At 72.6% G+C, this 12,377-nt stretch carries 7 protein-coding genes; 4 read left to right on the top strand and 3 right to left on the bottom strand.

From position 1 onward, the window contains the following. Positions 1 to 191: 191 nt before the first annotated feature. A complete protein-coding gene (gene groL / locus ACIA5D_RS35090; RefSeq protein ID WP_396034700.1) occupies positions 192 to 1,814 on the top strand; it encodes a chaperonin GroEL in 1,623 nt (540 codons plus the stop codon). 122 nt (positions 1,815 to 1,936) lie between these two features. On the opposite strand, the gene ACIA5D_RS35085 is transcribed toward groL, so the two are convergent. Continuing rightward, positions 1,937 to 7,363, bottom strand: coding sequence for a beta strand repeat-containing protein (locus ACIA5D_RS35085; protein ID WP_396034699.1), 5,427 nt, complete (start codon positions 7,361 to 7,363; stop codon positions 1,937 to 1,939). A gap of 23 nt (positions 7,364 to 7,386) precedes the next feature. Further along, positions 7,387 to 8,322 carry a GNAT family N-acetyltransferase gene (locus tag ACIA5D_RS35080; RefSeq protein ID WP_396034698.1) on the bottom strand — a complete coding sequence of 312 codons (936 nt, stop codon included), beginning with the start codon at positions 8,320 to 8,322 and terminating at the stop codon, positions 7,387 to 7,389. Positions 8,323 to 8,399: 77 nt separating this feature from the next. Here ACIA5D_RS35080 and ACIA5D_RS35075 point away from each other — a divergent pair, with 77 nt between their 5' ends. Then, complete coding sequence (locus ACIA5D_RS35075; RefSeq protein ID WP_396034697.1) at positions 8,400 to 10,199, top strand: glycerol-3-phosphate dehydrogenase/oxidase; 1,800 nt, start codon at positions 8,400 to 8,402, stop codon at positions 10,197 to 10,199. Then, on the top strand, positions 10,196 to 10,456 hold the full coding sequence (locus tag ACIA5D_RS35070) for a DUF4031 domain-containing protein (RefSeq protein WP_396034696.1): 261 nt from the start codon (positions 10,196 to 10,198) through the stop codon (positions 10,454 to 10,456). The genes ACIA5D_RS35075 and ACIA5D_RS35070 overlap by 4 nt, the downstream gene beginning before the upstream one ends. Here ACIA5D_RS35070 and ACIA5D_RS35065 read toward each other — a convergent pair. Then, complete coding sequence (locus ACIA5D_RS35065) at positions 10,430 to 11,077, bottom strand: metal-dependent phosphohydrolase (RefSeq protein ID WP_396034695.1); 648 nt, start codon at positions 11,075 to 11,077, stop codon at positions 10,430 to 10,432. The genes ACIA5D_RS35070 and ACIA5D_RS35065 overlap by 27 nt on opposite strands. Positions 11,078 to 11,100: 23 nt before the next feature. Here ACIA5D_RS35065 and ACIA5D_RS35060 point away from each other — a divergent pair, with 23 nt between their 5' ends. Beyond that, entirely contained in the window at positions 11,101 to 12,261 is a 1,161-nt protein-coding gene (locus ACIA5D_RS35060) for an aromatic acid exporter family protein (protein ID WP_396034694.1), read from the top strand. The last annotated feature ends 116 nt before the right edge of the window (positions 12,262 to 12,377 follow it).

Below are 12,377 nucleotides of genomic sequence, written 5' to 3'. Positions count from 1 at the left end.
CAGGTCGGGACGGTGGGGTTCCGGTCGCGGCGCCGCCATCGGCGCCGGGGCACGGTACCGGTCGTCGCGGGCTTTCCGGCTCGGCCTGAGGACGTCACATCGCCAGGTGGTGACGTCCGCAGAGTTCGCAACCTGCGGGAATGCGGGGCCAATTGGCCCGGCACCGCGAATGTCCAGGAGGACACAGCCGAATGGCCAAGATCATCGCATTCGACGAGGAAGCTCGTCGGGGCCTCGAGCGGGGCATGAACCAGCTCGCCGACGCCGTCAAGGTGACGCTCGGCCCCAAGGGCCGCAACGTCGTCCTTGAGAAGAAGTGGGGCGCCCCCACGATCACCAACGATGGTGTATCCATCGCCAAGGAGATCGAGCTCGAGGACACCTTCGAGAAGATCGGCGCTGAGCTGGTCAAGGAGGTCGCGAAGAAGACCGACGACGTTGCCGGTGACGGCACGACGACCGCGACCGTTCTCGCCCAGGCGCTGGTTCGTGAGGGTCTGCGCAACGTCGCCGCCGGCGCCAACCCGATGGCCCTGAAGCGGGGCATCGAGGCCGCCGTCGCGAGCGTCTCCGAGGCTCTCTCGCAGCTCGCCAAGGACGTGGAGACCAAGGAGCAGATCGCCTCCACCGCCTCCATCTCCGCCGGTGACTCCACGGTCGGCGAGATCATCGCCGAGGCCATGGACAAGGTCGGCAAGGAAGGCGTCATCACCGTCGAGGAGAGCAACACCTTCGGCCTCGAGCTCGAGCTCACCGAGGGTATGCGCTTCGACAAGGGCTACATCTCGGCGTACTTCATGACCGACGCCGAGCGGATGGAGGCCGTCTTCGACGACCCGTACATCCTGATCGCCAACAGCAAGATCTCCGCCGTGAAGGACCTCCTCCCTGTGCTGGAGAAGGTCATGCAGGGCGGCAAGCCGCTGGTCATCATCGCCGAGGACGTCGAGGGCGAGGCCCTGGCGACCCTGGTGGTCAACAAGGTGCGCGGCACCTTCAAGTCGGTCGCCGTCAAGGCCCCGGGCTTCGGCGACCGCCGCAAGGCCATGCTGGAGGACATCGCCATCCTGACCGGTGGCGCCGTCATCAGCGAGGAGGTCGGCCTCAAGCTCGACAACGCCGACCTGAGCCTGCTGGGCACCGCTCGCAAGATCGTCATCACCAAGGACGAGACCACCGTCGTGGACGGCGGCGGCGACGCCGAGCAGATCCAGGGCCGGGTCAACCAGATCCGCGCCGAGATCGAGAAGTCGGACTCCGACTACGACCGTGAGAAGCTGCAGGAGCGCCTGGCCAAGCTGGCCGGCGGTGTTGCGGTCATCAAGGTCGGCGCGGCCACCGAGGTCGAGCTCAAGGAGCGCAAGCACCGCATCGAGGACGCCGTTCGCAACGCGAAGGCGGCCGTCGAGGAGGGCATCGTGCCCGGTGGTGGCGTCGCCCTGGTGCAGGCCGGCAAGACCGCGTTCGAGAAGCTCGACCTGGTCGGCGACGAGGCGACCGGCGCGCAGATCGTGAAGCTCGCGCTCGACGCCCCGCTGCGTCAGATCGCCGTGAACGCCGGCCTCGAGGGCGGCGTCGTGGTCGAGAAGGTGCGCAACCTCGACGCGGGTCACGGCCTCAACGCCGCGACCGGCGAGTACGTCGACCTGCTGGCCGCGGGCATCATCGACCCGGCCAAGGTCACCCGCTCGGCGCTGCAGAACGCCGCGTCGATCGCCGCGCTGTTCCTCACCACCGAGGCCGTCGTGGCCGACAAGCCCGAGAAGAACCCGGCCCCGGCCGGCGCCCCGGGCGGCGGGGACATGGACTTCTGAGTCCAGTCCGGACAGCAACATCCGGAAGGCGGGTCGCTTCGGCGGCCCGCCTTTCGCGTGCACGGGGGCCTGGTGAGCGATGGCGCGCCGGCCTTTCGCGTGCGCGGGGCGGGGGCTCCGGGTCAGCGGCGGTGGCGGCCGGGGCGGGGGCGCTCGCCCAGCCACCACAGCGTCCCACCGGCCGCGACGGCGAGCAGGCCGGCCCGCACCACGGCCAGCACGTCGTGCCCGGTGGTCGGCAGGTCGGCGACCGGGACGACGTGGATCGTCACGCTCCCGGTGGACCGCCCGCCGCGCCCGTCGCCGACCGTGTAGCCGAGAGCGTCCGCCGCGGCCGCGTAGATCTCGGCGGCCTCGTCGAGACCATCGGCCGTGTAGGTGACGGTCGTGGCGGTCATCGCCGCCGTGCCGTGCCGGGGCTTGCGGATCGTCATGATCGTGAGGGCGTCGCCGTCCGGGTCCCGGTCGTTCAGCAGCGGCCGGATCACCACGCTGTCCCCGGCCGCGACCCTCACCCGATCGTCCACCGCCACCGGCGGCCGGTTGCGCCGCGGCGGCGTGCCGTGGCCCGGCGCCGGCGTGCCGTGGCCCGGCGCCGGCGTGCCGTGGCCCGGCGCCGGCGTGGGGGAGCCGCTGGGCCGGGGAGTGGGCGACGGGGACGGGGGTGGCGTGGTCGGTGCGGTCGTGGGCGGCGGGATGACCGGAACCGCCGGGACGATCACGTAGACCATCCCCTGCGCCACGTTGCCGTCGGCGTCCACCACCTCGTAGCTGAAGCTGTCGGTCCCGGCGAAGCCCGGAAACGGCACGTAGGTGACCGTCCCGTCCGCGTTGATCCGGGCCGTGCCGTGCGCGGGCCCTCCGATCCGGACGAGGCTGACCGGCCGCCCGTCCTGGCCGGTGTTCGGCAGCCCGATGCCGACCGACCGGCCGTCCAGCACGGTGACCTGTTTGTTCGGTACCGACGGCGGCACGCCCACGAGGATCTCGACGTCGGCGGTGGTGCGGTGCCCGGCATCGTCGGTGGCCGTGTAGGCGAGGGTGGCGATCCCGGCGAACCCGGCCGGCGGGGTGTAGGTCACCGCGGTCGCGGCGAACGTGGCCGTGCCGTGGTCGGGCGTGGTGACCGCGGTGACGTCCAGCGTTCCGCCCGGATCGAGGTCGTTGGTGAGCACGTCGACGGCGATCGCGTGCTGGTAAGGCGTCGTGCGGGAGTCCGGCACCGCCACCGGCACGCCGTTGGACACGGTGATCGCGACGGTCCCGGTCGCGGCGCCGCCGTTGCCGTCGCCGATCGCGTACGTGAAGGTGTCCGGCCCCACGTAGCCGGCCGCCGCGACGTACCGGATCTGGCCGGACTCAAGGGTGGCCGTGCCATGCGCCGGCGTGCCGGCCGAGGCGATGGCGAGCGTCTGGCCCGGGTTGGCGTCGGTGTCGTTGGCGAGCACGTCGACCAGCACGGTCCGGTCGGAGAGCAGCGCCGCGGTGTCCGTCCGCGCCACCGGCACGGCGTTCGCCACCTGCACCGTGACCTGAGCGGACGAGGTGTTCCCGACGCTGTCCACGATCGCGTACCCGAAGGTGTCGGTCCCGAAGAACCCGGGATGCGGCCGGTACTCCACGGTCCCGTTCGCGTTGATCTTGGTCGAGCCGTGCCCGGGCGTCCCCACCGTGGTCACCGTGAGGAGCTGCGACTCGGGGTCGGTGTCGTTGGCCGTGACGGCGATGTCGACCGCGGTGTCGGCCGGGATGGACACCGCGTCGCCGACCGCGGACGGCGACCCGTCGATGGTGATCGTGACGTGCCCGGTGTCGGTCTGGCTGAGGTCGTCGGTGAGCACGTAGTCGAAGCCGTCCGTCCCGACCGTGCCCGGGTCGGCCCGGTAGGTCAGCACCCCGCCCGAGAACGTGAGCATGCCCTTGGCGGTCGCGGTGGCCGAGACGACCTCGATCGCCTGCCCCGTGTTGGGATCGACGTCGTTGGCCAGCACCGGCAACACGATCGGCACGCCCGGCCGGGCGGTGTAGGTGTCGTCGTTCGCCATCGGCGCGGCGTTGCGCACGATGACCGTCACGAGCGCCGAGTCGGTGAGGCCTGACGGGTCCCGGATCGAGTAGACGAAGGAGTCGTTGCCGTAGAAGCCGGTGTCCGGCACGTAGGTGACCGTGCCGCCCGGGTTTGCGGTGACCGTGCCATGGCCTCCGACCGCCACCGCCGTCAGGGTCACCGGGTCGCCGTTCGGGTCGTCGTCGTTGGCGAGCACCGGCACGGTCAGATCGGTGTTCGTGTCGGTGGCCGATGTGTCGGGGCGAGCCACCGGAGCGGTGTTGATCACGTTGATCGTCACGATCGCGCCGACCAGGCCGCCGCGGCCGTCGTCGGTCGTGTAGCGCAGGGTGTCGACGCCGAGGAAGCCGGCGTCCGGGGTGTAGACGATCCGGTGGCCGGCGTCGAAGCCGGCGATGCCGTGCCCGGGAACCACGTCGATGGCGTACGTGATCGGGTCGCCGTTGGGATCGGGGTCGTCGTTGGCGAGCACGTCGATCGTCACCGGCGCGCCGCCCGGTCCGGTGGCCGCGTCGGCCCGCGCCGCCGCGACTCCGTTGGCCACGGTCACCGTCACGTTCGCGGTGTCCGTCCCGCCGTGGCCGTCGTCGATCGTGTACGTGAACGAGTCGGTCCCGGAGTACGCGACGTCCGGCAGATAGGTGATCATGCCGAACGGGTCGCGGGTGACCACGCCGTGGGCGGGGGCCGTCACTCCGGACACCGACGAGGTGTCGCCGTTCGGGTCGGTGGCCACGGCCAGCACGTCCAGCGTGAGCGCCGCCCGGTAGCCGGTGGTCACCGTGAACGGCTGCGCGACCGGTGGGGCGTCGCCGACGGTGACCGTGACCGTGGCGGTGTCCGTACCGCCGTGGCCGTCGCTGATCGTGTACGTGAACGTCGCGTTCCCCGAGAAGCCGACTGGCGCGGTGTAGGTGACCACGCCCGCGAGCAGCGACGTGGCGCCGGTCCCCGCCGCCGGGCCGCCGACGGCGATCACGGTGAGCGTGTCGTGGTTCGGGTCGGTGTCGTTGACGGCCGCCGGCGCCGTCACGCCGGCCCGGGCGGCCGCGTACGTCACGCTCAGCACGTCGTTCGCGGCCGTGGGCAGCGCGTTCGCGACGTCGATCGAGACCGTGGCGGTGGCGGTGAGGCCTCCCGGGTCGCGCACCGTGTAGGTGAAGGTCGCCGGTCCGGCGAACACCGGGAACGCCGAGAACGGCGTGAAGGTGACCCCGGTGCCGGTGAAGGTCACGGCGCCGATGAGAACGGACGCCGGCTGGGTGACTGCGACGACGGTGAGCGCGTCGCCGTTGGGGTCGGTGTCGTTCTGCCGCACGTCGATCGTGACCGCGGTGCTCGTCGGCGTGTTGACCATGTCGTCGTTGGCGACCGGCGCGGCGTTCTGGGTGGTCACCGTGACCGTGGCGGTGTCCGAGCCGCCGTGCGGGTCGTCCACCCGGTAGGTGAACGTGTCGGGGCCGGCCCAGCCCGCGGCCGGCGTGTAGGTGATGGTCCGGTCGGCGTTGGCCACCGCGACGCCGTGTGCTGGCCCGCCGCCCACCACCGAGTAGAGCAGGGTGGCCGGCGCGTCGTCCGGGTCGGTGTCGTTGCCGTTCACCGTGATGGTGACCGGGGTGGCGGGCGGCGTCGTGGCGGTGTCGTCCCCGGCCTGCGGCGGGCTGTTGACAGCGAGCGTGGCGGTGGCGGTGTCGTTGGCCGCATTCGTGTCGACGCCGTTGCCGGTGGCGCGGGCCGAGGCGATCGGGCTTGCCGCCGCGGTGTTGTCGACCGTGGCGGGGATGGTGGCGCTCGCCGACGTTCCGGCCACCAACGGGCCGAGCGCACAGGTGACCACCTGCCCGGCGCTCGAGCAGCCGGTCGGCGCCGGGCCGGGGGTGACGCCGGGCGGCAGGGTGAAGGTGGCGACCGCGGCCGGCTCGATACCGCCGGACGCGTTGGTCACGGTGGCCGTGTAGTTGACGGTGACCGGGGTGCCGGCCCGCTGCACGTACGCCGGGGTCACGGCCAGCGCGGCGGCCAGGTCGAGGTGCGGCGGCTGCACGGTCGTGGCCACCGAGCCGCCGGTCGCGGCGACGTTGACGCTGGTGGTGCGCCCGGTGTAGCTGACGTTCACGACGTTGGTGATGGCGTACCCGATCGGCGCGCCGCCCTGGACCACCACCCGGAAGGTGACCCAGGTGCTGCCTAGGTACGGGATGCTGCCCAGACTGAAGCCGGCCGAACCGGCCGCGTAGGAGCCGGCGTCGTCGCTCGAGGCATCGGTGAGCGGCGCGCCCTGCAGGGTGAGCGAGCCGGGCACGTACGAGGTGTAAGGCGGGATCGCGTCGGCGAGCATCACGCCGTCGGCGATGTCCTTGCCGACGTTCTGCACCGCGATGCGGTACTCGATCACGTCGCCGGCCAGCAGGTCGCCGCCGTTGACATCGGTGCCGGTGAGCGTGGTGGTGATCTTGGGGGCGTAGAGGTCGATGGTGAACGTGATGACGCCCGGGTAGTACTGGTCGCCGCTGGTGGTCAGGGTGAGCGTCGACGAGGTGGCGGCGTTCGCGAACATCCCGGACGCGTCCACCTGGTCGACGTCGAAGCCGAGCTGGTTCACGTATCCCGGGTTGCGCCCGCCCACCAGCGCGCCCGAGTCGCTCACCGTGCTGTTGAAGAAGTTGTCGGCCGGGTTCCTGCCGTCGCTCAGTGGCTGGCCGTCGACCTCGAAGGCGTCCCCGGTGGTGCCGCGGTCACCCTCGTACGCCACCGCGCCGATCTTGGCGCGCACCGTGCCCGAGTGCGGCGTCTCGAAGCCGGTCACCGAGATCTGCGCATCGTCGGGGTTGACCTGGGCGAAGCCGTCGTAGATGCGCAGGGCACGCAGGTCCTCGGCGGGGTTCTGATACGCCACCACCAGCGACCACCCCGCGAACGAGCCCATGGCGATCGACGCCTGCACGTTCGCCACCCCGTACACCCCGTTGCCGGCGCCGGCCACCTGCGCGGTCACGTCGGCGAAGCCCTGATAGATCGCGCCGTTCGTGTACAGGCTGCTCGAGGCGACCGGGCTGTAGGACGTGCCGCCGGTCGTGCTGAACAGGACCTGGTTGCGCAGGGGCGAGACCGAGGAGGCGCCCCAGTAGAGGCCGGCGAAGAGCACCGTGCTCCCCGGCGGCATGTCGAGCGTCGCCGTGCTGTCGTCGAAGGTCAGCGGGTTGCCGTCGGCGTTCGTGTAGGCCATGGCGTAGGTGTTGTTGTTCGCGTTGGCGCCGGTGTTCGAGCCGGTCTGCGCGTTCCCGCAGGCCGCCGGCGGCGGGATGCAGGTGAGCAGCGTGTTGCCGCGCAGCAGGATCGAGCCGTTGGTGTTGGCGTCGAAGCGCGTGTTGAACGAGGTTGTCGTGACGCCGGCATCGGCGCGGCCCGTGACCAGGGTCGCCGCCGCCAGCAACACGGCGACGAGCACGATCAGGGCCGCGGACGCGCGGCGTACCCCCACGCCACGAGGCTAGGACAAAGAGGTCATAGCTGTTTGCGGTACAGGAAGAACACCCTTTCCACCCGGGCGCCCACCGCGGTGGAGTAGAAGGGCATCGGGCCGACCCAGCCGATCTGCGCGGTCTCGTGCCCGTTCGCACGCTGGTCGGCCAGGCAGCGGCGGAGCAGGACCGAGCCGATCCCGCGGCCCCGGGCGGCCACCGTGGTGCCCATCGGGCCGAACCAGCTAGGGCGCGACGACCCGTACGCGGCGAAGCCCAGCAGCGTGCCGTCGGCCTCGATCGCCAGATGGCAGCCGGCCCGCTCCCGGCCGATCGAATGGCCGATCTCGCCCGCCCAGCCGGTGCCCCAGTTCGCCAGCGCGAACGCGACCAGCGAGGCGGTGTCGTCGGTGGTGGCCCGGCGGACCGTCACCCCGTCGCCGGCCAGCCGCTTCTCGTCGGGCTCGGTCGGGGCGAGCGCCCGCAGGTCGGCGGTCATGTTCCAGGCCGGCTGGTCCTGGGCGAAGCCGAGCGCCATGGCCGCGCAGACCGCCGGCGTGTACCGCACGTCGATGCCGGGCCAGGCGTAGTACGGGGCGTTGCCGGCCAGCACCACGTCGCCGGCGCCGAGGCCGGCCAGCGCGCCCTCGATCCGTGCCATCAGGGCCCGGGCCACGCCGCGGCGCCGCTCGGCCGGGTCGACCGCGATCAGGTCGATGTGCCCGATGGACGCGTCCCGGTGCGAGACCGACCCCAGAACCACCCCGATCACCCGGTTGCCCGGCGCCATGGCGAGGAAGCCGGCGAGCCGGCGCGGGGTCGGCGACCAGCCGTCGGTTCCGGTGGCCTCGCGCAGCCGCGACACGATCTCGGCGGCCTCGGCCGCGTCCTCCGGCAGATCCAGCGCGCTCCGGCACAGGGCGATCACCGCAGGTAGGTCGTCGTCGGTCAGCTCGGCTATCCAGAACTCGCGATCCACAACTGCCGAACCTAACTCAACGAGCCGGTGAGATTTCCCCCGCCTGGGTGACGCGCGCGAGCGCTAACGTGGGACGGGTGCGTGATCCCTCCATTTCCCGCTATTCGGCCGGGCGTCTGTCGCCGATCCGGCGGCTCGCCGACCTCCGGCGTCTTCGCGATGAGCAGTTCGATGTCCTGGTGATCGGTGGTGGGGTCACCGGCGCCGGCGCGGCCCTCGACGCCGCCTCCCGTGGGCTCAAGGTCGCCCTGGTCGAGGCGCGTGACCTGGCCGCCGGCACGTCCAGCCGGTCCAGCAAGCTGATCCACGGCGGCCTGCGCTACCTCGAGCAGCTCGAGCTCCATCTGGTGCACGAGGCGCTCACCGAGCGCGGCCTGCTCTCCACCCGCCTGGCGCCCCACCTGGTCCGCCCGGTGCCGATCCTGGTGCCGCTGCCGCCGGCGAACCCGCCCGCCCGGGTCTGGCACCGCGCCTACTACGGCCTCGGCGTCGCGGCGTACGACGCCTTCGCCGGCGTCTTCGGCACCGGCCGCGGCATGCCGCTGCACCGCCACCTCACCCGCGACGGCGCCCGCCACCTCTTCCCGAGCCTGCGGGCCGACGCGCTGACCGGCGCGATCCGCTACTACGACGGCCAGGTCGACGACGCGCGCCTGGTGGTCACCCTCGCCCGCACCGCGGCCAGCCTGGGCGCGGCCGTGGTCACCAGCGCGCGCGTGGTCGGCTTCCTGCGCGAGGCCCGTGAGGTGGTCGGCGTGCGGGTCCGTGACCTCGAGGCGCCCGACGCGCCCGAGTTCGAGGTGCGGGCGCGTACGGTGGTGGCCGCCACCGGCGTCTGGAGCGACGACATGTCGCAGATGCTCAGCGACGTCGGCGTCCGTCCCGGCCTGCGGGTGCGTGCCTCCAAGGGCGTGCATCTCGTGGTGCCCCGCTCGGCGATCACCGGCGAGGCCGGCCTGATCCTGCGCACGCCCACCTCGGTGCTGTTCGTGATCCCGTGGGGCGGCCACTGGATCATCGGCACCACCGACACCGACTGGACGCTCGACCGCGCGCACCCGGCCGCCTCGGCCCGCGACATCAGCTACATCCTCGACCAGGTCAACACGGTGCTCGACCGCCCGCTGACGACCGACGACATCGAGGGCGTCTACGCCGGGCTGCGGCCGTTGCTCTCGGGCGAGGCCGACTCCACCTCCAAGCTCTCCCGCGAGCACGCCGTGGTCGAGCCGATGCTCGGGCTCCTGCTGGTGGCCGGCGGCAAGTACACGACGTACCGGGTGATGGCGGCCGACGTCATCGACCGGGCGGTGCGCCGGCTGGGTGGCGCGGCGCGGCCGTCGCGCACCGATCAGCTTCCGCTCCTCGGCGCGGACGGCTACACGGCCGCGTGGCGCGACCGGCAAGATGTCGCCAAGCGGCACGGCGTCTCCGCCGGGGTGGTCGAGCATCTCCTCGAGCGGTACGGGACCCTGACCGTCCACATCCTGGCCATGATCGCCGCCGAGCCGGGACTGGCCACGCCGCTCGCGGGCGCTCCGGAATACCTGACGGCAGAGGTGGCGTACGCGGCGCTCGCCGAAGGCGCGCTGCACCTCGATGACGTGCTCACCAGGCGTACCCGAATCTCGATCGAAACGACCCACCGCGGCAGCGAGACGGCCACCCACGCGGCCGCGATCATGGGGGATGCGCTCGGCTGGGACAAGGCGGTGCGCGACCGCGAGGTCGAGCACTACCTGGCGCGGGTGGCCGCCGAGCGGCAGTCGCAGACCATGCCCGACGACCTGACCGCCGACGCCGCCCGGATCGGGGTGCCGGACGTGCGCGGCTTCGCCGCCGACCGGGGAGTCGACCTCCTAGAGATCAATCTTTGATCCTCGTCGACGAGCCGCTCTGGCCGGCCCGGGGCCGACTCTGGTCCCACCTGGTCAGCGACCTCTCCTACGCCGAGCTGCACGTGTTCGCCGAGATGCTGGGCGCGCCGCGGCGCGGCTTCGACCGGGATCATTACGACATCCCGCAGGAGCGGTTCCGCAGCGCGCTCTGGCTCGGCGCGACCCTGTTGCCCTCGCGGGAGCTGGCTTTCCGCTTGCGGGAGGCGGGCCTACGCCGTCCCAAGCACCTCGTCTAGCTCGCGCCGCAGGTTGGCGCGGGCCTTCTCTTCCCACTGCGTGCGCAGCGGCTCGAGGCGGTAGATCGACGGCAGCTCGAGCAACGCCTTGAGCACCTGGGCGCGGCCGTCGCGGAAGGCGTCCTCGGGGACGTGCGCATACTCCCGGCGGATGGCGGCGGTGTACTCCGCGTACGCGTCGTCGTCGCTCGCCAGGATGGCGAGATCGGCGTCGCAGAGCAGCTCGCCGTCGGGGTCGTCCTCCTCGGTGGCGTGCCCGGCGGTCAGCCCGACCAGCCGTGCCACCTCGGCCGAGGCCCCGGCCGGCACGCCCAGGGTGGTCAGCAGCCCTTCGGCGAACTCGGCGCTGTCCCGCTCGTTCGCGTCGCCGAGCGCACGCGGGTCGTAGACCGCGTCATGCATCCACGCGGCCAGACGGACCCGTTCCGCATGTGCCGCGAGACCGGCATGCCGGTCGATCACATCGAGTACCGCCGACAGATGCGTCACCGTGTGATAGTGCCGTTGCGGCTCCGACCAGCGGGACAGCAGGTATTCACCGGCGGCCGTCAGATCCGCGTCCGCGGCGGTGGCGCCCGCCTGCCGGGCCGCCGCCACGAACTCGTCCACGAGAGATGTCACATCCGCCAGTATGGTCAGAGATCGTGACCGCTTCCGCCGTGCCCCGGCTGGCGAGGCGCGCCCGCGCCGGCCTGCTGGCCGGGGCGCACCGGGTGCGCGGCGGGGTCGCGCTCGCCATCCAGGCCGGGGTGGGCGCCGCGATCGCGTGGTTCGTCGCGCACGACCTGATCGGCCGCCCGCAGCCGTTCTTCGCCCCGATCGCCGCCGTGATCACGCTGGCGTCCTCGGTCGGGCAGCGCGCCCGCCGCACGGCCGAGCTGGTTCTCGGCGTGGCGATCGGCATCGGCATCGGCGACGCGCTGATCCTGGTGATCGGCACCGGCCCGTGGCAGATCGGCCTGGTCGTGCTGCTCGCGATCCTGGTCGCCACCGCGGTCGGCGGCGGCACCCCGCTGGTGGTCCAGTCCGCCTCCTCGGCGGTGCTGGTCGCCACGCTGACCTCGGCCACCGGGCTGCCGTGGACGCGCTTCTTCGACGCGCTGGTCGGCGGCGGGGTCGGCCTGGTCGTGATGACCGTGCTGCTGCCGCTCAACCCGCTCAGCGTCGTGCAGCGGGCGGCCGACCCCGCGCTGCGCGCCCTCGCCGACGGCCTGCACCACGTCGCGACGGCGCTGCGAGCCCGCGACCGCGACGGGATCGACGCGGCGCTGGTAGAGCTGCGCGCCGCCGAGACGTCCTTCTCCGCCTTCTCGGCGGCGGTCACCGCGGCCCGCGAGAACGTGGCATTCGCGCCCGCCCGCTGGCGCAGCCGTGGCGCGCTGGCGCAGTACGTGGACGGCGCCACGCAGGTCACCCACGCGCTGCGCAACGTCCGGGTGCTGATCCGGCGGGTGAGCACCGGGCTGGGCGACGACGAGAAGATGCCCGAGGTCCTGGCCGCCGCGATCGGCCTGCTCGGCGACTCGGTCGACCTGCTGCGCCAGGAGTGGGCCAAGGCGGCCGAGCCGCTGGCGGCCCGCGAGCGGGCGCTGAGCGCGGTGGCCGAGGCCGCCAAGGCGTACGACGAGGGGGTCGGCTTCTCGGGCGGCGTGGTGGTCGCCCAGATCCGGTCGGCCGCCACCGACCTGCTGCGCGCCACCGGGGTCGATTTCGCCGAGGCGCCGCGCCTGGTCCGCCAGGCCGCGGGCTGGCGCGATCGCTCCCGCCGCCCCGGCCGCCGCCCGCCCGCGCCGGGCCACGCTTGAGCTCCGGCCGCCCCCGGCCGCCGCCTGCCGCACCGGGCCACGCTTGAGGCCCATTCTTAGTGGGCGCGTGCCCACTTGAAGTGGGCACGTGCCCACTTCAGCCGGCCCGCGGCCCG

Source organism: Actinoplanes sp. NPDC051513 (assembly GCF_044454685.1).
In the GTDB taxonomy this organism is placed as follows: Bacteria; Actinomycetota; Actinomycetes; order Mycobacteriales; family Micromonosporaceae; genus Actinoplanes.
This window is presented reverse-complemented; position numbering and strand designations above follow the sequence as displayed.

What these genes read in the sequence shown, in the direction of transcription:
- groL (WP_396034700.1), top strand. Translation starts at nt 192, where the DNA reads ATGGCCAAGATCATCGCATTCGACGAGGAAGCTCGTCGGGGCCTCGAG.